The 19,901-nt window shown below is 69.4% G+C and carries 22 protein-coding genes and 1 tRNA gene; 12 read left to right on the top strand and 11 right to left on the bottom strand.

Going from position 1 to position 19,901, the window contains the following annotated elements:
* The first annotated feature begins 460 nt into the window (after nucleotides 1-460).
* The 4 genes from acs to OHA25_RS04725 all read left to right on the top strand — a co-directional run bounded on the left by acs (nucleotide 461) and on the right by OHA25_RS04725 (nucleotide 4,485).
* Nucleotides 461-2,434, top strand: coding sequence for an acetate--CoA ligase (gene acs, locus OHA25_RS04710; protein WP_327586378.1), 1,974 nt, complete (start codon nucleotides 461-463; stop codon nucleotides 2,432-2,434).
* Nucleotides 2,435-2,697: 263 nt separating this feature from the next.
* Entirely contained in the window at nucleotides 2,698-3,135 is a 438-nt protein-coding gene (locus OHA25_RS04715; RefSeq protein WP_327586379.1) for a phage holin family protein, read from the top strand.
* Complete coding sequence (locus OHA25_RS04720) at nucleotides 3,125-4,045, top strand: alpha/beta fold hydrolase (RefSeq protein WP_327586380.1); 921 nt, start codon at nucleotides 3,125-3,127, stop codon at nucleotides 4,043-4,045. Before OHA25_RS04715 ends, OHA25_RS04720 begins: the two co-directional genes overlap by 11 nt.
* On the top strand, nucleotides 4,042-4,485 hold the full coding sequence (locus tag OHA25_RS04725) for a DUF309 domain-containing protein (protein WP_327586381.1): 444 nt from the start codon (nucleotides 4,042-4,044) through the stop codon (nucleotides 4,483-4,485). Before OHA25_RS04720 ends, OHA25_RS04725 begins: the two co-directional genes overlap by 4 nt.
* On the opposite strand, the gene OHA25_RS04730 is transcribed toward OHA25_RS04725, so the two are convergent.
* The 3 genes from OHA25_RS04730 to OHA25_RS04740 form a co-directional block, all read right to left on the bottom strand.
* Nucleotides 4,482-5,090: a TetR/AcrR family transcriptional regulator gene (locus OHA25_RS04730; RefSeq protein WP_327586382.1), complete on the bottom strand. Its 609-nt coding sequence runs from the start codon at nucleotides 5,088-5,090 to the stop codon at nucleotides 4,482-4,484. The genes OHA25_RS04725 and OHA25_RS04730 overlap by 4 nt on opposite strands.
* A 4-nt stretch (nucleotides 5,091-5,094) precedes the next feature.
* Nucleotides 5,095-6,063: an aldo/keto reductase gene (locus OHA25_RS04735; RefSeq protein ID WP_327586383.1), complete on the bottom strand. Its 969-nt coding sequence runs from the start codon at nucleotides 6,061-6,063 to the stop codon at nucleotides 5,095-5,097.
* A gap of 79 nt (nucleotides 6,064-6,142) precedes the next feature.
* Complete coding sequence (locus tag OHA25_RS04740; protein WP_327586384.1) at nucleotides 6,143-7,333, bottom strand: MarP family serine protease; 1,191 nt, start codon at nucleotides 7,331-7,333, stop codon at nucleotides 6,143-6,145.
* Nucleotides 7,334-7,413: 80 nt separating this feature from the next.
* On the opposite strand from OHA25_RS04740, the gene OHA25_RS04745 reads away from it, so the two are divergent.
* On the top strand, nucleotides 7,414-7,926 hold the full coding sequence (locus OHA25_RS04745) for a HEAT repeat domain-containing protein (RefSeq protein ID WP_327586385.1): 513 nt from the start codon (nucleotides 7,414-7,416) through the stop codon (nucleotides 7,924-7,926).
* Here OHA25_RS04745 and OHA25_RS04750 read toward each other — a convergent pair.
* Complete coding sequence (locus OHA25_RS04750; protein ID WP_327586386.1) at nucleotides 7,915-8,556, bottom strand: NUDIX hydrolase; 642 nt, start codon at nucleotides 8,554-8,556, stop codon at nucleotides 7,915-7,917. The two genes, OHA25_RS04745 and OHA25_RS04750, sit on opposite strands and share 12 nt — an antisense overlap.
* Nucleotides 8,557-8,598: 42 nt before the next feature.
* A complete protein-coding gene (gene nth / locus OHA25_RS04755) occupies nucleotides 8,599-9,321 on the bottom strand; it encodes an endonuclease III (protein ID WP_327586387.1) in 723 nt (240 codons plus the stop codon).
* Between the two features lie 79 nt (nucleotides 9,322-9,400).
* On the opposite strand from nth, the gene OHA25_RS04760 reads away from it, so the two are divergent.
* Together OHA25_RS04760 and OHA25_RS04765 are read left to right on the top strand one after the other, a co-directional pair.
* Entirely contained in the window at nucleotides 9,401-9,838 is a 438-nt protein-coding gene (locus tag OHA25_RS04760; protein WP_327586388.1) for a hypothetical protein, read from the top strand.
* A 127-nt stretch (nucleotides 9,839-9,965) separates the two neighbouring features.
* Nucleotides 9,966-10,646 (top strand): Crp/Fnr family transcriptional regulator, encoded by a 681-nt coding sequence (locus OHA25_RS04765; RefSeq protein ID WP_371825713.1) that lies wholly within the window; start codon nucleotides 9,966-9,968, stop codon nucleotides 10,644-10,646.
* Here the strand turns inward: OHA25_RS04765 and OHA25_RS04770 are convergent.
* Genes OHA25_RS04770 through OHA25_RS04785 form a run of 4 tightly spaced genes read right to left on the bottom strand, consistent with a single transcriptional unit; the run spans nucleotide 10,628 to nucleotide 12,877 of the window.
* Nucleotides 10,628-11,419 (bottom strand): MBL fold metallo-hydrolase, encoded by a 792-nt coding sequence (locus OHA25_RS04770; protein WP_327586389.1) that lies wholly within the window; start codon nucleotides 11,417-11,419, stop codon nucleotides 10,628-10,630. The two genes, OHA25_RS04765 and OHA25_RS04770, sit on opposite strands and share 19 nt — an antisense overlap.
* On the bottom strand, nucleotides 11,416-12,219 hold the full coding sequence (locus OHA25_RS04775; protein ID WP_327586390.1) for an NUDIX hydrolase: 804 nt from the start codon (nucleotides 12,217-12,219) through the stop codon (nucleotides 11,416-11,418). The genes OHA25_RS04770 and OHA25_RS04775 overlap by 4 nt, the downstream gene beginning before the upstream one ends.
* A gap of 47 nt (nucleotides 12,220-12,266) precedes the next feature.
* The gene (locus tag OHA25_RS04780; protein WP_327586391.1) at nucleotides 12,267-12,725 is read right to left on the bottom strand and encodes a RidA family protein; all 459 of its coding nucleotides are present in this window, start codon (nucleotides 12,723-12,725) and stop codon (nucleotides 12,267-12,269) included.
* A complete protein-coding gene (locus OHA25_RS04785; protein ID WP_090945153.1) occupies nucleotides 12,722-12,877 on the bottom strand; it encodes a hypothetical protein in 156 nt (51 codons plus the stop codon). The genes OHA25_RS04780 and OHA25_RS04785 overlap by 4 nt, the downstream gene beginning before the upstream one ends.
* Nucleotides 12,878-12,954: 77 nt before the next feature.
* Between OHA25_RS04785 and OHA25_RS04790 the strand changes: the two genes are divergently transcribed.
* Entirely contained in the window at nucleotides 12,955-13,956 is a 1,002-nt protein-coding gene (locus tag OHA25_RS04790; RefSeq protein ID WP_327586392.1) for an ArsA-related P-loop ATPase, read from the top strand.
* The gene (locus OHA25_RS04795) at nucleotides 13,953-15,080 is read left to right on the top strand and encodes an ArsA family ATPase (protein WP_305914324.1); all 1,128 of its coding nucleotides are present in this window, start codon (nucleotides 13,953-13,955) and stop codon (nucleotides 15,078-15,080) included. Before OHA25_RS04790 ends, OHA25_RS04795 begins: the two co-directional genes overlap by 4 nt.
* A gap of 61 nt (nucleotides 15,081-15,141) precedes the next feature.
* On the opposite strand, the gene OHA25_RS04800 is transcribed toward OHA25_RS04795, so the two are convergent.
* A complete protein-coding gene (locus OHA25_RS04800; protein ID WP_020542548.1) occupies nucleotides 15,142-15,438 on the bottom strand; it encodes a WhiB family transcriptional regulator in 297 nt (98 codons plus the stop codon).
* 242 nt (nucleotides 15,439-15,680) lie between these two features.
* Between OHA25_RS04800 and OHA25_RS04805 the strand changes: the two genes are divergently transcribed.
* Entirely contained in the window at nucleotides 15,681-17,948 is a 2,268-nt protein-coding gene (locus tag OHA25_RS04805) for a transglycosylase domain-containing protein (protein WP_327586393.1), read from the top strand.
* A gap of 361 nt (nucleotides 17,949-18,309) precedes the next feature.
* Here the strand turns inward: OHA25_RS04805 and OHA25_RS04810 are convergent, their stop codons facing one another.
* Complete coding sequence (locus OHA25_RS04810) at nucleotides 18,310-18,768, bottom strand: GatB/YqeY domain-containing protein (RefSeq protein WP_305914322.1); 459 nt, start codon at nucleotides 18,766-18,768, stop codon at nucleotides 18,310-18,312.
* 89 nt (nucleotides 18,769-18,857) lie between these two features.
* Between OHA25_RS04810 and OHA25_RS04815 the strand changes: the two genes are divergently transcribed.
* Nucleotides 18,858-19,721, top strand: a complete 864-nt coding sequence (locus OHA25_RS04815) for a metallophosphoesterase (RefSeq protein WP_327590927.1) — start codon at nucleotides 18,858-18,860, stop codon at nucleotides 19,719-19,721.
* Nucleotides 19,722-19,786: 65 nt separating this feature from the next.
* Nucleotides 19,787-19,860: transfer RNA gene (locus OHA25_RS04820), tRNA-Pro, on the top strand.
* Nucleotides 19,861-19,901: the final 41 nt, after the last annotated feature.

Genomic DNA, 19,901 nt, shown 5'->3' on the forward strand with positions numbered 1-19,901 from the left:
AAACCGACCTTACCCGTGAGTACGGTCTGCTCCTCCAAGGCCCGCTCAAAGCCGCTCGAGGACGGGCCGCAACCCCCGGGCGCGCCACCGCCGTACCGCACAAGCCCCACCGCACGAGCACAAGTCGCATCACACAAGCCCCACCACACAAGTCGCATCGTCACAAGCCGTACCGCACAACTGGTAGGGACCGGGCGGAAAGTCATGGGAAAGGACGACCGGACCGGCCGATGCAAACAACAGCCGCCCCAAGGGACCTATAAACCCGAGCCAACCCCGCCCGATATTCTCCTGATTTCAAGATGACAACATTTCAATAGCATTTGTTATGAGACCTGATAAGCGTCGCCCCCATCCCCGGACCCACGGTACAGACCTGTCTAGACCTCTTGTGTATGGACACTGTGACCTGGTGAAGTGGGACACGACCTATCCAACCTGGCCATAGAAGGAGCACGAGGTGGCCCCGGAGACCCCTGGCACCGAACCTCAGGCGCTGTCCAACCTGCTGCAGGAGAACCGCCGGTTCGCACCTCCGGCTGACCTGGCGGCGGCCGCGAACGTGACCGCAACCGCTTATGACGAGGCCTCCGCGGACCGTCTCGCCTTCTGGGAGCGTGCGGCCGAGCGGCTGAGCTGGGCCAAACGGTGGGACAGGACCCTTGAATGGAACGCCCCCTTCGCCAAGTGGTTCATCGGCGGCGAGCTCAACGTCGCCTACAACTGCGTCGACCGCCACGTCGAGGAGGGCCGCGGCGACAAGGTCGCCTATTTCTGGGAGGGCGAGCCTGACGGCGACACCCGCACCCTCACCTACAACGACCTGAAGACCGAGGTCAGCAAGGCCGCCAACGCCCTTCAAGAGCTGGGCGTCGGCAAGGGCGACCGCGTCGCGATCTACATGCCGATGATCCCGGAGCTGCCGATCGCGATGCTGGCCTGCGCCCGCATCGGCGCGGTCCACTCGGTGGTCTTCGGCGGGTTCTCGGCGAGCGCGCTGAAGAGCCGCATCGACGACGCCGACGCCAAGCTGGTGATCACGGCCGACGGCGGCTACCGCAGGGGCAATCCGAGCGCGCTCAAGCCGACGGTGGACGAGGCCGTCGCAGAGTGCCCACAGGTGGAGCACGTCCTCGTCGTACGACGCACCGGCCAGGACGTCCCCACGAACGGCAAGGACGTGTGGTGGCACGACCTGGTGGAGCGCCAGAGCGACCAGCACACCCCCGAGCCCCACGACGCCGAGGACCCGCTGTACATCCTCTACACCAGCGGCACCACCGGTAAGCCCAAGGGCATCCTGCACACCACCGGCGGCTACCTGACCCAGACGGCCTGGACGCACCACGCGGTCTTCGACCTCAAGCCGGAGACCGACATCTACTGGTGCACGGCGGACATCGGATGGGTGACCGGCCACTCCTACATCGTGTACGGCCCCCTCGCCAACGGCGCCACCAGCGTCATCTACGAGGGCACCCCGGACACCCCGCACCGCGGCCGGTTCTGGGAGATCGTCCAGAAGTACAAGATCACGATCCTGTACACCGCGCCCACGGCGATCCGGACGTTCATGAAGTGGGGTGACGACATCCCCGCCAAGTACGACATGTCCAGCCTGCGCATCCTGGGCTCCGTCGGCGAGCCGATCAACCCCGAGGCGTACGTCTGGTACCGCGAGCACATCGGCGGCAGCCGCTGCCCGGTCGTGGACACCTGGTGGCAGACGGAGACCGGCGCCATCATGATCAGCCCGCTGCCCGGCGTGACCGCCGGCAAGCCTGGCGCCGCGATGCGCCCGCTCCCCGGCATCACCGCGGACGTGGTCGACGACCAGGGCAACAGCGTTCCCGACGGCGGGGGCGGCTTCCTCGTGGTCAGGGAGCCGTGGCCGTCGATGCTCCGCACGATCTGGGGCGACGACCAGCGTTACATCGAGACCTACTGGAGCAGGTTCGAGGGGATGTACTTCCCCGGCGACGGCGCCAAGAAGGACGAGGACGGCGACCTGTGGCTGCTCGGCCGCGTGGACGACGTCATGCTGGTCTCCGGCCACAACATCTCCACCACCGAGGTGGAGAGCGCGCTGGTCAGCCACCCGAAGGTGGCCGAGGCGGCCGTGGTGGGAGCGACCGACCCGGTGACCGGGCAGGCCATCGTGTCGTTCGTGATCCTGCGCGGAAGCGCTGAGGAGAGCGACGACATCGCCGCCGACCTGCGCAACCACGTGGCCAAGACGCTCGGCCCGATCGCCAAGCCGCGCCAGATCCTGGTGGTGCCCGAGCTGCCCAAGACCCGCTCCGGCAAGATCATGCGCCGCCTCCTGCGTGACGTGGCGGAGAACCGCAGCGTCGGTGACGTCACCACCCTGGCCGACAGCACGGTGATGAACCTGATCTCGGAGAAGCTCCCTTCGGCGAAGTCCGAAGACTGACACCACCTCCACGAGAAGGCGCATGTCCCGAAAAATCGGGACATGCGCCTTCTCGTGGGCGTCCCCTTCCGCCCGCTGAACGGCGGGGGCGGAACCGATCGCCTTCTGCCTGGGCGTTATCTTCTCCGATCGGGTAGATCTGGGAGTCGAAGGGGCTCCACTGCCGGGACATCGCGGCGATAAGCAGCACGTTCGGCTACGCGAGCGTCGCAATGCGCTGGATGATGATTGACACGGCCACCAGGCCTCGATAGGAGACGTTCATGCCGCAGACTCCCGAGGAAGAATCCCTGGGCTCCCTGGTCGCCCAGGCGAGCAGTCACATCTCGGACCTGGTCCGCTCGGAGATCGAGCTGGCCAAGGCCGAGTTCAGGTTCGACGCCAAGCGGGTCGGCACGGCCGGGGGCCTGTTCGCCGCGGCCGCGTTCATGGCGCATCTGTGCCTGATCCTGGCCTCGTTCGCCATCGCCTACGCGCTGGCCCAGTGGATGCCCAACTGGCTCGCCTTCCTCATCGTGACCGTGTTCTACCTGGTGGTCGCGGGTCTGCTGGTGTTCATCGGCGTGCGGCGGCTCAAGGGTCTGGCCGGGATGAAGCGCACCGCCAGGTCGATCAAGGGGCTGAAGGAGATCGCGAGTCCCGACGAACATCTGCCCGCCCCACGTCCCGATCGCGAGCCGGTGACCCGCGATGGCGCCTGACGAGTCGGTCGTCCAGATCGAGGGGCCGTGGACGCACCGCGCGGTCCACGCCGGCGGCACGCGTTTCCACGTCGTCGAGGCCGGCGAGGGACCGCTGGTGCTGCTGCTGCACGGGTTCCCGCAGTTCTGGTGGACCTGGCGACACCAGCTGGCCTCGCTGGCGCGGGCCGGATACCGGGCGGTCGCGGCCGACCTGCGCGGTTACGGCGGCAGCGACAAGCCGCCGCGCGGCTACGACCTGCCCACGCTGGCCGCCGACGCGGCCGGCCTGATCCGCGCGCTGGGCGAGACCGGAGCGATCGTGGTCGGGCACGACTGGGGCGGGCTGCTGGCCTGGACGATGGCCGTACGCGAGCCCAAGAGCGTGCGGCGGCTGGTCATCGTGTCCGCGCCGCATCCGCTGCGGCTGCGCAGCGCGCTGCTCACCGACCCGTTCGGCCAGCTCAAGGCCAGCGCCCAGGCGCTGGGCTTCCAGCTGCCGCTGCTGCCCGAGCACCGGCTGAGGCGCCGCGAAGGGGCGCTGGTCGGCCGGTTCCTCGACGAGTGGTCGCGGCCCGGCTGGCCGGAGCCCGAGGACGCGCGCACCTACCGCGAGGCGTTCAGGATCCCGGCCGTGGCGCACTGCGCGCTGGAATACCACCGCTGGTTCGGCCGCTCCCAGCTGCGTCCTGACGGCCGCCGCTACGCCCGCGTCATGCGCACCGAGGTCGAGGCCCCCACGTTGCATCTGCACGGCGCGCTCGACCCGCGGGTCCTGCCGCGTACGGCCCAGGGCTCGAGCCGCTACGTGGCGGCCCCGTACCGGTGGCGGCTGCTCGAAGGAGCGGGCCACTTCCCCCATGAGGAGATCCCTGACGTGTTCGACACCGAGCTGCTCGGCTGGCTGGCCGACCCGGAGCCCGACCGATGAGAGACCGCGACCCCGAGGGCCGGCCGCGCCAGGGCAGGCCGCGCGACGCGTTCGGCAGGCCGCTCCCCTACGGCTCGCCCGGCGTGCCCAGGGTTCCCGACGACTACGCGCCCACGACCGAGCAGGCCCTGGCCGACGGCCGCAGGTTCCTGAGCGAGGGAATGCCGTTCAACGCGCACGAGGTGTTCGAGGGCCGCTGGAAATGCGCCCCCGACGACGAGCGTGATCTGTGGCAGGGCCTGGCGCAGATCTGCGTCGGGCTGACGCACCTGCAGCGCGGCAACGGGCCCGGCGCGGTGACGCTCTTCAGCCGGGGCGCGGCCAAGGCGCAGGCGTACGGGGGCGTGTACGACGCGGTCGGCAAGGCCGCCTCCCACCTGAGCCATGACAGCGACCCTGCCGAAGCGATCGCCTTGATCCTGGAGAAACTCCCCGGCTAACGCAGCGCCGCGCGCCCCTCGATGAGCGCGACGGTGGCGGCGGCCGCGCGTCGCACAGCCGTGTCCACGGCCTCGTCGCCCTGGCCGAACATCCCCAGGTGCAGCAGCCCCGCGTGCCCGTGCGCGGTGGCCGCCACGGCCACCCCGAGCGCCTCGGCCGCCGCCGGGTCCCCGTCCGCCAGCGTCATCGCCGCCGTGTGGAAGGCCTCCTTGACCGGCTGGGATGCCCGCTCCAGCTCCGGCTCGCCGATCGGGGAGAGCGCCGCGCCGAACAGCGACTCGAACAACGCGCGGTGTTTGGCGGCGAACCTGACGTACCCCCTGGCCACCGCAACGAGCCGGTCCTCGGGCGCGCTGCCGCGCTCTTCGGCGCGGACGGCCGCGACCAGCAGCTCGCCCGCCCGCACCCCGACCGCGAGCAGCAGCTCATCCCGGTCGGCGAAGTGGCGGTAGGGGGCGCTGACCGCGACGCCGAGCCGTCTGCTGGCCTCGGCGAGGGAGAACCCTTGGACCCCGTGCTCGGCGATCAGCTCCGTCGCGGTGTCGATCAGCGCGGCCCGCAGGTCGCCGTGGTGGTAGCGGTCGCGCTTGGTCGTTCGGGGCACAGGTTCAGGTTAGCGACAGCTCATCCAGCCGGCGGACTTCCGCCTCGCTGAGCGTGAACGCCATCGCGCCCGCCGCCTCACTCGCCTGCCGCGGCTTGGAGGCGCCGGGTATGGCCACCACCGCGTCGCCGTACCGGGTGATCACCCAGTTCAGCGCCACCTGCGCGATGGACACGCCGTAGGACGTCCCGATCTCGCGCATGGCGTCGATGAGCGGCCGCGTCCGCGCGATCCCCTTGGCGCTCAGCTCGCGGCGCCCGAAGAACCTGCGCATCACCGGCGCCGACCTGGCCAGCGCCGGATCCTCGTGATAGCGGCCGGTGAGGATCCCGCCCTCCAGCGGCGAGTACGCGATCAGCGTGACACCCAGCCTGCGGGCGGTGTCCAGGACGCCGTCACGCTCGATGTTCCTGTGCAGCAGGTTGATCCTGACCTGGTTCGCGGCCAGCGTGACGCCTTCGCCGGCCAGCACCCGGTGGGCGAGCGCGAGTTGGCGGGCGGAGAAGTTGCTCACCCCGACCGAGCGGATCTTCCCCGCGTTGAGCAGCTTGGCCATGGCCTTGAGCTGGGCGGGAATGCTCGAGAGGCTGCCTGTCGGCATGTGGATCTGGTGCAGGTCGATCGGGAAGCCGCCGAGATGCGTCAGCCGGTCGCCGATGGTGCGGAGGATGCTGGTCGCGGTGCGCCCGAGCGGCGCCCATTTGGTCGCGACGGCGACCTCGCCAGGAGCGATGCCGCACTCCTTGAGCGCGGCGGCCAGCATCTCCTCGGAGTGACCCGCGCCGTACATCTCCGCCGTGTCGAACCAGTTGACGCCGCCGTCGAGTGCGGCCCGCACCACCGACGTGGCGGTCGCCTGGTCGATCGGCCTGACGATCCAGCGGGTGACGTTCCGCGTGCCGGAGAACTGCATGCAGCCCAGGCCGATGGGGGTGATCTCGATGTCCGTCCTGCCGAGTCTGCGCATCTGCATGTGATTAGCTTTCACATTGTGAGAAGCTATCACATCAGAACGTGCGAGGACAGACCCTCACGCGCGGGGGCTCCGGCGGCTAGTCGCACTCCTGCGTGCTGGCCGGCGTGGTGTCGTTGCGACCGGCGGAGGCGTCGGGGGCGACCTCCTCGGCCGTCAGCACGTAGCCGGTCTCCTTCTCGTTGACCGCCGCGGCGAAGATCACGCCGTAGACGCGGCCGTCCGGCGTAAGCAGGGGGCCACCCGAGTTTCCGGGCAGCACCTCACCGCGAACCACGTAGACCTTGCGGGTGACGGTGTTCTCCCGATAGATGTCGGGGCCCTCGGCGTCGAGCCGGCCGCCGATCCTGGCCGCCACCGCCGTGAAGCCCTTGCCCTTCGGGAACCCGGCGATGATCGCGCCGTCGCCCCGGCCGCCCTCGCCGTCGAAGGCGAGCTGCGGCAGGTCGAGCCCGGGGACGTGGAGCACGGCGATGTCGCGGCGCGGGTTGTAGCGCACGACCGTGGCCGCGTGCCTGACGTTGTTGTGGTCGATGACCTGCAGGTCCCTGGTCACGCCCGCGACCACGTGCGCGTTGGTCATGATCCGGCCAGGGGCGTAGATGAAGCCGGTGCCCTCGATGTGCTTGTTGCAGCTCTCCGCGTTGCCCTGCACCTTGACGATCGCGCGCCGGGCCCGGTTGAGCCGGTCGCCCTGAAACACGCTCTGGTCGGGCGGCGGCACGTCGATGAGCTGGCCGGCGCCGATGGCGTCGAAGACGGGCGGGAACTCCGAGCGGTCGATGAACTTCTTGAACGGCTGCTGCCAGTTGCGTGCCGCCTGCGGGATCGCGTCGTCGACCGTGGTGAGCAGCGCGGAGTTCTTGACCTGGTCGACGAGCGGGGTGAAGGCCGTGGAGATGATCAGCGAGCCGATCAGCCAGGCGAAGACCAGCACGGACAGCGCGCTGGCGAAGGTGCCGCCGACCGCGTCGGCCATCTTCGCGGGCTCCCACGTGACGTGGCTGCGCACGACGGCGCCGATGGTCGAGGAGGCGAACTGGCCGATGGTGGCGGACAGGAACACGATCACGATGGCCAGCAACGCCTGCGGCGTGTCGCCGTCCACGACGGCCTTGGCGATGGGCGGCGCGATGAACACGCCCAGCACGGCTCCGCCTGCGAACCCCACGAAGCTCATGACCCCGATGATGAAGCCCTGGCGGTATCCCGAGATGCCGAAGGCGACCATGAGGCCGATCAAGATGAGGTCAAGCAGATCACCGCGCACGCTTCAAAGGTAGCCAGCGATACGGTCAAGCGTGCAAGTCTTCGGCCAGGACGGCGTCACCCCTGGCTACCTTGAGCGGTATGCCGCCGGCCGAGGGAACAGTGCGCGATCTGATCGACGCAGCTCTACGGGACAGCGATCCCGACGGCCCGCTGCGCTGGCACGTCATCTCCGTGCTGCGTCAGCGCGGCGACCTGGAGTCGTTCATCGAGGCGCGACGGTTGTGCGCCGCGGAGACCGTGCCCGAGCGGCTGCTCGGGGTGGACATCATGGGGATGTTGCGGCCGTTCGCGGACCGTACGCTGCCGGTGCTGCGCTTCCTGGCCGCCAGCGAGGACGACGCCATGGTCCTCTACTCGGTGCTGATCGCGTTCGGCCACCTGGGCGACCCGCGCTCGCTGCCGTCCGTGATCGACCTGGCCGGCCACGACGACGCGAGGGTCAGGTACGGCGCCGCGTACGCGCTGCACCACGTGCTCGGCGACCCGCCGGACCCGGCGGGCCTGGACGCGCTGCGCATGCTGGCCGGCGACAGCGATGCCGACGTGGCCGGCTGGGCCTCACTGGGCGTGGCGCTCCGCTCAGCGCGCTAGGCGGACCACCTCAGGAGGCAGCTCCTCGATCCGCGAGGAGTCCCACGGCCGTTCGAGCCCCGCCTCGCGCAGCACCGAGTCCAGGACCATCGCCGTGAACCCCCACACCAGCATGCCCCGCACGCGAAACGCCGGCCCCGCCATGCCGCTGGGGTGTCGCAACATGATCCGGTTGTCCGGGTCGACCAGCTCCGCGATCGGTACCCGCTCCACGGACTCGACCTCGTCGGGCGAGGCCGCGTGCACCGCCGACGGCTCGCGCCACCACCCGATCACCGGCGTGACCCGGTTGTCGCTGTAGGTGAGATAGAGCTCCGACAACGCGCACAGCACCTCGACCCCGCTCCGGTCGAGCCCGGTCTCCTCCTCAGCCTCGCGTAGCGCCGCTTCGATCGGGCCGCCGTCCTCGGGGTCCACGCCGCCGCCTGGAAAGGCGGGCTGGCCCGCGTGCCTGCGGCCGCGCGTGCTGCGCTGAATGAGGAGCACGTCGGGGCCGAGCGGCCCTTCACCGAACAACATCAGCACCGCCGCGGCCCGCCCGCGCCCGTCGGGTGGCCGCAGGTATCGGGGGACTCGGGTCTGCTGCGCTTGCGCCGCCAGCCTGTCGAGCCAGTCGGGGACTTGGGTCACGCATCCTCCAACACGCCGGGACTCCGGTGACTTCCCCGCCGGTCAGGAGAAGGGGCCGGGTCTGACGAGCTTCTGGGCCTCGGCGGCCGAGGTGGGGCCGGTGCCGTACGCGGGGCAGAGCGCGGTCAGCGGGCAGACGCCGCAGGCCGGGCGCCGGGCGTGGCAGATGCGGCGGCCGTGCCAGATCACCCGGTGCGAGAAGATCGTCCACTCGCGCCTGGGCAGCAGCTCGGCCACGACGTGCTCGATCTTGACCGGGTCGGTCTCCTCCGTCCAGCCGAAGCGGCGCACCAAGCGCTGGAAATGGGTGTCGACGGTGAGTCCCGGCACCCCGAACGCGTTGCCCAGCACCACGTTGGCCGTCTTGCGGCCCACTCCGGGCAGCTTGACCAGGTCCTTCAGCTTGCCCGGCACCTCGCCGCCGTGCCGCTCGCAGATCGCCTGCGCCATGCCGATGATGCTGTTGGTCTTCGCGCGGAAGAACCCGGTCGAGCGGATGATCTCCTCCACGTCGGTCCGGTCCGCGGCGGCGTAGTCCTCGGCCGTCGAATACTTCGCGAAGAGAATGGGGGTCACCATGTTGACCCGCTTGTCCGTGCACTGCGCGGAGAGGATGGTCGCGACCAGCAGCTCGAGCGGGTTGCGGAAGTCGAGCTCGCAGTGGGCGTCCGGGTAGGTCTCCGCGAGGATGCGGTTCATCTTGCGCGCCCGCCGCACCAGTGCCAGCTGGGTCTCCGGCTTGCGCCCCGCCGCGTTCGTCGCCATGCCGCAAGGGTAGCCACAAAGGATTGAACCCTGGACCGCCTCGACCGCGTACAACCTGGCGACACGGGAGGCGGTGGCCATGAGCGGTCAGGGCGCGGCGCTTGCGGACTTCGTCCGGCACTCGGGGCCGTTGCGTGGGCAGGCGCTGCAGCGCCTCGCCATCGCCTGCGCAGCCACCCTGGCCAGGCTGCACGCGAGCGGCATGTCCGGGCTGCGGCTCAGCCCGGAGAGCGTGGCGCTCGGCACGCGGGGCCAGGTGCTCATCGGCTGGCATCCCAAGGCTGGAGGCTCGACGGCCGAGGACATACAAGCCTGGGCCGATCTCGTGGTGTTCGCGGCGACCGGTGTCCAGGACGGCGATCGCGCGGTCCTGCCTCCCGCGCTGCGCATCGCGGTGGAGCAATGCCGCCAATCGGACGCAGCGGCTCGCCCGAGGGCCGTGGACCTGCTGCGCGTCCTCCTCGGCCATACCGTGGCGACGGCCGTGGCCTCTGTCGACGACCTGCTCGCCTCTTGATCCAGGACTTCCGGTACTTTTCCCCTGGATAAGGCTCATCGTTACGAACCAGAACACTCCGGGATTCCCATAACCTGTGTGTGCTGCTCGGAGTGGGGTGAGTCACAATGGCAGCAGAGGAGGCAGAGTGAACACCGAAGATGTGCTGGGCAAGGCCCCCCTGTTCGCCGCGCTGGACCGCGAGAGCGCCGCGGCGCTGCGCACGAGCATCACCGAGGTCCAGCTGTCCAAGGGACAGACGCTCTTCCACGAGAACGAGACCGGTGACCGGCTCTACGTCGTGCTGGAAGGCAAGATCAAGCTTTCCCGCACCTCGCCCGACGGCAGGGAAAACCTGTTGAGCGTGCTGGGGCCGAGCGAGATGTTCGGCGAGTTGTCCCTGTTCGACCCGCGGCCGCGCACGGCCACGGCGACGGCGCTGACCGAGGTGCGGCTGGCGGGCCTCGGCCATGACGACTTGCGCCCGTGGTTGACCGGCCGTCCCGAGGTGGCGCTGCATCTGCTGCGCGCGCTCGCGCAGCGGTTGCGCCGTACCAACGACGTGCTGGCCGACCTGGTCTTCACCGACGTGCCGGGACGCGTGGCCAAGCAGCTGCTCGACCTGGCCGAGCGGTTCGGCACCAAGACCGAGGACGGCCTGCGGGTGCACCACGACCTCACGCAGGAGGAGCTGGCCCAGCTTGTCGGCGCCTCCCGCGAGACGGTCAACAAGGCGCTGGCCGACTTCGCCGGGCGTGGCTGGCTGCGGATCGAGGCCAAGGCCGTGGTCATTCTCGACATGGATCGGCTCTACAACCGTTCCAGGTAGTCCAGCTGGGCTTTCACCGACATCTCGGCGGCCGCCCACAGCGACTTGTCGACGTCGGCGTAGACGATGCGGACGATCTCGCGCGGCGTGCGCGCGCCCTGTGCCTGCGCCGCCCTGATCTGGTCGAGCCGCTGACGCCTGTGCGCGATATAGCCGTCCAGCGCCCCGATCGGGTCCGGCAGCACGGGCCCGTGCCCGGGCAGCAGCGCCCGCGCCTCCAGGCCCTCCGCCGCCGCCCTGAGCCGGTCAAGGCTGCGTAGATAGTCGGCCAGGCCGCCGTCCGGGGCGATGATCGTGGTGCCCCGGCCGAGCACCGTGTCGCCGGTCAGCATCGCCCCATCGGCGGGCAGCCAGAAGCACAGCGAGTCGAACGAGTGGCCCGGGGTGCCGTACACGTGGACCTCCAAGCCGGCCACGGTCACCACATCGCCGTCGGCGAGCCCCTCGTCGCCGAGCCGGTGACGCGGGTCCAGGGCGCGTACGGGCGCGTGCGTCATCGCGGCGAAGGACTTGGCGCCGCCGCTGTGATCGATGTGTCCGTGGGTCAGCAGGATCTGGGTGACGCGGCGGCCGGCCAGGTGGTCGTGTACGCGGCGCAGGTGCCGGTCATCGTCCGGCCCCGGGTCGACGACGATCACCTCCTCGCCCGCGCCGATCACCCACGTGTTGGTGCCGTCGAGCGTCATGATCGACGGGTTGGGGGCGAGCAGGTTTTCGGCGTGCTCCGTACGCGAGCCGTCAGGCGTGTCGATCGGGATGTGCAAACCACTCATGTCATCACCAGCCGCATCTCGCCCTCGATCTCCACGGCCCTGGGCATGATGGTCACGATCTCCCGGTGCGCGGCCAGGACCTCGGCCACGCTGTCGTACGCCGACAGCTCGGTCAGCGTGTGATACGTCGGCGGCATCAGAAAGATCTCCCTCCGGTGCGCCAGCTCGATCGCCTCGGCCGGACGCCGCCACGCGACCTGGTCGGCCTCGCCGCCGACGTCACGGGTGCGCTGGCCCTCGGGCAGCACGGCGACGAAGAAGCGGGTGTCGAAGCGCCGCTGCTCGATCTCCGGCGTGATCCAGTGCGCCCACGGCTTGAGCAGGTCCGACCGGAGCACCAGGCCACGCCTGGCCAGGAAGTCGGCGAAGGCCAGGCTCCGGTCGATCAGCGCCAGCCGGTCGGCCTCCCAGTCGTCCCCCGTCGTGTCCGCCACCACGGAGCCGGGTCCCGGACCGGCCAGCAACACGCCGGACTCCTCGAACGTCTCGCGCACGGCCGCGCACACCAGGCCGCGGGCGACCTGCTCGCTCGCGTGGAACACCGCGCCCCACTCCGCCGGCGACGGCCCGGCCCAGGCCACGGCCTGGTCGGTGTCGCGGCCGTCGACCGAACCGCCGGGGAAGACGTACGCACCCGCCGCGAAGGCCATGGTGGACTTCCGTCGCAACAGGTAGACCTCGGGCCCCTCCCGGAGGATCACCACCGTCGCGGCGTCCCGGGTGGGCACCGGCTCGACCCGTCCGGCGAGAACGTCCCTGGCCCGCGCGGCGAGCTCGACTGGAAGCGGAAATCCGGTCACATGACCTCCTTCTAGAACATCACTCGGTCATGGTGACATATCCCCGCTCAGGCGACTTCGGCGATCACCTCCACCTCGACGGGCACGTCCAGCGGGAGCGCGGCCACGCCGACGGCGCTGCGCGCGTGCTTGCCCGCCTCCCCGAACACCTCGGCGAACAGCTCACTCGCGCCATTGCCGACCTTCGGCTGCTCGGTGAAGGCCGGGTCGCTGGCCACGAACACCACGACCTTGACGATGCGCTTGACGCGCCCCAGATCGCCGACCTCCGACTTGAGCGCGGCCAGGACGTTGAGCCCGCAGATGCGGGCCATCTCGGCGCCTTCCTCGGTGGTCAGCTCCGCGCCCAGCTTGCCGGTCCTGGCGGGCTTGCCGTCGACCAGCGGCACCTGACCGGAGGTGTAGACGAGGTCTCCCGTGCGTACGGCCGGCACGTAGGCCGCCACCGGCTTGGGGACCTCGGGCAGCGTCAGGCCGAGCGCCTCGAGGCGCTCCTCGGGCGTCACTGCTTCTCCCGCTTGAAGTAGGCGACCAGCTGCTCGGGCGTGGCGCCCTGCAGGATCTGGACCAGCTCCCAGCCGTCCGATCCGAAGTTGTCGAGAATCATCTTCGTGTTGTGGATCAGCACGGGGGCTGTGAGGTACTCCCATTTCTTCATGACGGTCACATTAGTGTGAGCAATCTCAAAGGGTGGTCACCGGCATTCGACAAGTGACCGTTCGGTAGCCTCGAAACGTGGACTCTCCGGACTCGGACTGGGCCGGCGTACGGCTCCATGTCGTCACTGGAAAGGGCGGCACGGGCAAGACGACCGTTGCCGCGGCGCTCGCCCTGGCACTGGCCGCGGGCGGCCGTAAGGTGCTCCTGGTCGAGGTGGAGGGCCGGCAGGGCATCGCGCAGATCTTCGATCTGCCGCCGCTGCCGTACGAGGAACGCAGGATCGCCGTCGCGCCGTCCGGTGGGGACGTGTACGCGCTGGCGATCGACCCCGAAGAAGCCATGCTCGAGTACATGGAGATGTTCTACGGGATGCGCCGGGCCGGCCGGGCGCTGACCAAGATGGGCATCGTCGACTTCGCCACCACCGTGGCGCCGGGCTTCCGCGACGTGCTGGTCACTGGCAAAACCACCGAGGCGGTGCGCAGGCGGGGCAAGAACGGCCGCAGGATCTACGACGCGGTCGTGCTGGACGCGCCGCCCACCGGCCGCATCACGCGCTTCCTAAACGTCACCAGGGAGGTCGCCGGGCTGGCCAAGGTGGGACCGATCAAGAACCACTCGGACCTCGTCAGCGGTGTCGTGAAATCTCCGGAGACGGCGGTGCACTTCGTGACGCTGCTGGAAGAGATGCCCGTTCAGGAGACGCTCGACGGCATCGCGGAATTGCGTTCGGCCGGACTGCCCGCCGGTGGGATTTTCGTCAACATGGTTCGTGAATCCCTGCTTCCACCGGCCGCTCTTGACACGGCTGTCAAGGGCCGTTTCGACGTCGGCGAGCTCGTGCTCGGGCTCAAGGCGGCGGGGCTGGCCGACGGCGCGGAGGCCGCGACGCTGGCCGGGTCGCTCGCCGAAGAGGTGGCCGAGCACGCCCGCCGCACCGAGCTTGAGCAGGCCGAACGCGAGTCGCTGGCCGAGGCCGGGCTGAAGAGGTATGAGCTGCCGCTGCTGGCCGACGGCGTGGACCTGGCGGGACTGTACGAGCTGGCAGAGAGCATCCGCACCCAGGGAGCAGCGTGAAGAAGCCCACCAGGCTGGACATCGACGCGATACTCGACGACCCCGGCACCAGGATCATCGTCTGCTGCGGCGCCGGCGGCGTGGGCAAGACCACGACCGCGGCGGCGCTGGGGTTGCGCGCGGCCGAGCGCGGCAGGTGCGCCGTCGTGCTGACCGTGGACCCGGCGCGACGGCTGGCGCAGTCGATGGGGCTCACCGAGCTGGACAACACTCCTCGGCTGATCAGCTCACCGGACGGCGACGGCCAGCTCTACGCCATGATGCTCGACATGAAGCGCACGTTCGACGAGATCATCGAGGCGCACGCCGATCCCGAGCGGGCCCGCCAGATCCTGTCGAACCCCTTCTACCAGTCGCTGTCCTCCAGCTTCTCCGGCACGCAGGAGTACATGGCCATGGAGAAGCTGGGCCAGCTGCGCCGCTCCGACGAGTGGGACCTGATCGTCGTGGACACGCCGCCGTCACGCTCGGCGCTCGACTTCCTCGACGCTCCCGAGCGGCTCGGGCGCTTCCTTGACGGCCGGTTCATCCGGCTGCTGACCGCTCCGGCCAAGGCCGGGGGGCGCAGCGCGTTCCGGCTGCTCAACGCCGGGTTCGGGCTGATGGCCGGGGCCATGACCAAACTGCTCGGCGCGCAGGTGATCAAGGATCTGCAGACGTTCGTGTCCGCGCTCGACGCCGTGTTCGGCGGGTTCCGGCAGCGGGCGGAGATGACGTACAAGCTGCTGCAGGCCCCTGGCACGGCCTTCCTCGTGGTGGCCACGCCGGAGCGCGACGCGATGCGCGAGGCGTCCTACTTCGTCGAACGGCTCGCCGAGGAACGTATGCCCCTGGCCGGCCTGGTGGTCAACCGGGTGCACATGTCCCCTGCCGTCGCGCTCTCAGCGGCCCGTAGCGCCGCCGCGGCCGAGGACCTGGAGTCCCGGGGCGAACACGAGCTGACCACCGCCGTGCTGCGGCTGCACGCCGGGCGGATGCAACTCAAGGCCCGCGAGAGCCGCGAGCGCGAACACTTCGTCTCGGCCCACCCCACGGTGCCCGTGGCGCAGGTCCGCGCCATGTCCGAAGACGTTCACGATCTTGCCGGGTTGCGGCAGATCGGGGAGCTGCTGGCGAGCACGTAGTCGTCTCATAAAAGTACGGCCGGCGGACGGCGCCGGCCGTACACGGCTCGCCGGGCTTGGCTCAGCCCGCGATCAACTCATTGGTCCGCTCGTACTCTTCCTTCGCCGACTCGAGCAGCTCTCGCCACGAGTCCACGTCGGGTCGCCGTCGCAGGAGCGCGCGACGTTCCCGTTCGGTCATACCGCCCCACACCCCGAACTCGATGCGATTGTCCAGCGCATCGGCGAGGCATTCAGTACGGACCGGGCAACCCCGGCAGATGAGCTTCGCCCTGTTCTGCGCGGCGCCCTGCACGAACAGGGCATCCGGATCCGCACCTTTACAGGCGGCACGGGAGGTCCAATCCGTGATCCACATTTTCGACCCCACTCCCCTTAGGTGGTCAGTCGTCATTTGGGGCCGACGGGCGCGGGCGCCGAGCCTCCGTATTCAGTTGCCGCAGAGGAGAACGTACGCAACGAGACGTTCGGGCCGACAGACCCCAGAGGACCAAATTCTCGCGGCAGTCTTGACCGGGAATGACTAGTCACCCCCACCAGTCAAGGCGAAATGGGGGTCGGATACCGAAAACGTCAGGCTTTCCACGTACTCTTGGATGCGTGCAAGCGCAGCGCAAAGATCGCTCCAACCCCATCCTGGCTCTCCTGCGTCTGATCATCGCGGGGACCGCCGCTGGGGTGCTCGCGGCCGCCGTGGCCTTGCCTGCGGTCGGCGGCGCGGGAGTGTCGGCGAAGAGCGCCGTCGAGGCCCTCGACCTCAAGCCCGAAGAGCTCGACGAACCCCCTCTTCCCGAGCGCACGATCCTCCAAGACGCCAACGGCAAGGAGATCGGGCGTTTCTACTACGAGAACCGCCAGTCCGTACGCCTCGATCAGGTCGCCCCGATCATGCGGACCGCCCTGATCGCGATCGAGGACTTCCGTTTCTACCAGCACGGGCCGATCGATGTGGAAGGAACGGCCAGAGCGCTCCTCAAGAATTTGACGCAGGGTGGCGTGACGCAGGGCGGCTCGTCGATCACCCAGCAGTACGTCAAGCAGGTGCTGGTCAACAAGGCCGAGACGCCGGAGGAGCAGGCGGCGGCCATCGCCCCGACACTCTCCCGCAAACTGGCCGAGCTGCGCTACGCAATGGCCATCGAGGAGAAATACGCCAAGGACCAGATCCTCGAGAAATATCTCAACATCGCCTACTTCGGCGCCGGCGCCCACGGCATCCAGGCAGCGGCCAAGCGCTTCTTCGACAAGCCCGCCTCCGAGCTCACCCTCGTCGAGGCCGCCACGCTGGCCGGCGCCGTGCAAAACCCCGCCAGGACCGACCCCAACGTCGGCCCCGAGTCGCGGGAGCGGCTGCTGCAGCGGCGTAACACCGTGCTGGACCGCATGGTCCAGATCGGCAACATCACGCCGCAGGAGGCCGCCGAGGCCAAGGTGAAGAAGCTGGGATACAAGGACGTCGAGTTCCCCGGCGGCTGCGAGGCCAGCAAATATCCGTACTTCTGCCTCTACGTCCAGTACGAGATCCTCAACAACGAGGAGTTCGGCAAGAACCCGGACGAGCGGAGGAAGCTGCTCCAGCGGGGCGGTCTGACGATCAAGACCACCATCGACCCCAAGATGCAGGCCGCCGCCGACAAGGCCATCAAGGAGTTCGTCTCCCGCAAGGACAAGCCCGTGGCCTCGCAGGCCATGGTCGTCCCCGGCACCGGCGAGATCAAGGCGATGGCCGCCTCGCGGACGTTCGGCGGGAGCAAGAAGAAGAACGAGATGAGCTACAACATCGTGGCCGACGCGGCACACGGTGGCGGCACCGGCTTCCAGCAAGGCTCGACCGCCAAGGTCTACACGCTGGCCGCGGCGCTGGAAGAGGGCTTGAAGTACGGCGACGGCTTCCCCGCGCCCGCCGGCTACCGGGCGGGCGGTTACAGCACGTTCAAGAACTGCAAGGGCCAGAACGTCGGCGACCCGTCGCACGAGGTGCGCAACTCCAGCGAGGGCGGCGGCGGCTTCAAGACCCTGGAGAGCGGCACGTGGGGCTCGGTCAACACGTTCTTCATCAAGCTCCAGGAGAAGGTCGGGCTCTGCAGCGTGGTCAAGATGGCCAAGAAGCTCGGGGTCAAGCGGGCCGACGGCCAGAAGCTGTCTGAGGTGGAGACGTTCACGCTGGGGGTCAACGAGGTCGATCCGATCACGATCGCCAGCTCCTACGCGGTCTTCGCCTCGCGCGGGCAATACTGCAAGCCGCTGGCCATCACCGAGATCAAGGACAGGAACGGCAAGGCCAAGCAGTACAAGCCCAAGTGCTCGCAGGTCCTGGAGGAAGAGGTCGCGGACGCGGTCAACGGCATCCTGTCCGGCGTGTTCACCAAGGGCACGATGCGCGAGGTCGGCGGCATCGGCCGGGACGCGGCGGGCAAGACCGGCACCACCGACAACTACATGTCGGCCTGGTTCGCCGGCTACACGCCGAACCTGGCCTCAGCGGTCAGCCTGGGCGACCCGCGCGGCGCCTCCGGCCACAAGCTGACCAGCATCACGATCGGCGGACGCTACTACTCGTACGTGTACGGGGCGTCCATCTCGGGGCGGATCTGGAAAGAATCCATGATCGACGCCTTGAAGGGGATCGAGGCGGTCGACTTCACGCCGGTGGACCGATCGCGCTTCGGCGGGTGCACGGAGCAGTGTGCGCCCAAGCCCAAGAAGGAGAAGAAGGACGAGGAAGGGCCCAGGGACGGCGACCCGTTCGACATCTTCGACCCGCCGGACAACGGCGACGGGCCGCCGGAGGGGGACGGGCCGGGCAACAACGGCGACGGGCGCGGCCGCGGCGGCGACGCCGGCCCCATCGTCGTCCCCGGCGACTGAGCCGGTCACCCACCACGGGCCTGCGCGAGACCCGGCCAGGGGCCTGCGCGAGACCCGCCACGGGTCAGCAGGCCCAGCCGCAGGTCTCCGACGCTGTCGGCCGATCATCGCCACCGCTTACCGGGGCCGCATCGCGATCGCCACCGCTCACCGAGGACCCATCGCGATCGTCACCGCCGCTTCCTGCACCTCGTCCCGGCCTCGCCCCCTGAGGGCCCTGCACCGAAGCGCGGCGAGTGGCGACGAACGCAGGCGATCGTGCCGACCGGCGGCGGCGAAGCGGGCCTGTACAGCGGTGGCGGGCGTCAGCCGGCGACCAAAGGGGCCCTGGCGGCCAAAGGGGCCCTGGCGGTGGCGGGCGTCAGCCTGCGGCCAAGCGGGCCCGGACGGTGGCAGCCACCCGACCCCCCTCGGCCCTCCCCGCGACCTTCGGATTGACGACCTTCATGACCTGGCCCATGGCCTGCGGCCCGGAGGCGCCGGCCTCGGCGATGGCGGCGTCGACGAGCTCGACCAGCTCCTCGTCGGACAGCTGCGCCGGCAGGTAAGCCTCCAGCACCGCCTGCTCGTCCAGCTCCGCCTGCGCCTGCTCGGCGCGCCCGGCGTTGCTGAACGCCTCCGCCGCTTCCCGCCGCTTCTTGGCCTCCTTGGTCAGCACCTTGATGATCTCGTCATCCGAAAGCTCCCTGGCCTGCTTGCCAGCGACCTCCTCGACGTTCACCGCGGCCAGTGCCATGCGAATCGTCCGGAGACGGACCTCGTCCCGGCTCTTCAGCGAGGCCGTCAGATCGGCCTTCAGCTTGTCTTTCAATGCGCTCATGCGGTCCATCTTGCCGCCTGCGCGGACACCTCGCGCCGGATGTCGGGCATCATGAGTAGGTGAGGAAAGCCGTCGCAGTACCTCTGTCCATGCTCGGTCTCGGCCTGGCCGGGCTGGGTTACGCCTCTGTGGTGGAGCGCAACTCGTTCCGGCTGCGCCGCTTCGACGTGCCCGTGCTCGAGCGCGGCCAGCGTCCCGTGCGCGTCCTCCACCTGTCGGACCTGCATCTGACGCCACGCCGCACGATGCTCATCAACTGGGTCCGCTCGCTGGGCGCGCTCAAGCCGGACCTGGTCGTCAACACCGGCGACTCGATCGCCCACCCGGACGCCGTGCCCTCGCTCCTCCACGCCCTGGAGCCGCTGCTGTCCCGCCCGGGCCTGTTCGTCTACGGCTCCAACGACCTCTACGCCCCGAAGCCGAAGAACCCGGCCCGCTACCTGTGGCGCACGTCCAGAAACGAACGCCGCCAGCACATACCCAACCTCCCCTGGGAGGAACTGGGGGCAGGCATGGCGTCCGAGGGCTGGCTCGACATGAACAACACCACGGCCCGCATCAAGGTGGCCGACCTCGACGTGGCAGTGGCCGGCATCCACGACTCCCACATCTCCCGCGACCGCTACGACCTGGTGGCCGGACCCGCCCCGGCGGACGCCGACCTCCGCCTGGGCGTCATGCACTCGCCGGAGCCCCGCAACATGAGCCTCTTCGCCGCCGACGGCTACCAGCTCCTGCTGGCCGGCCACACCCACGGCGGCCAGCTCTGCATCCCGTTCTACGGCGCCCTGGTGACCAACTGCGGCATCGACCGCGCCAGGGTGAAGGGCTTGAGCCACCACGAGTCCGCCTGGCTCCACGTGTCCGCCGGCCTCGGCACCTCCCCGTACGCACCTGCCCGCTTCGCCTGCTTCCCCGAGGCCTCCCTCCTCACCCTCGTCCCCCGGAGATAAAGGCGGTCACAACCACCTTGAGAGTCCGCTAGACTTTTCCAAGCACGCGCAAGACCGGCGTGCGCCGGGGTGTAGCGCAGCTTGGCAGCGCGCTTCGTTCGGGACGAAGAGGTCGTGGGTTCAAATCCCGCCACCCCGACCCAGCTCAAAGGCCACTTCCAATCGCTGGAAGTGGCCTTT

The sequence above is a fragment of the Nonomuraea sp. NBC_00507 genome (assembly GCF_036013525.1).
In the GTDB taxonomy this organism is placed as follows: Bacteria; Actinomycetota; Actinomycetes; order Streptosporangiales; family Streptosporangiaceae; genus Nonomuraea.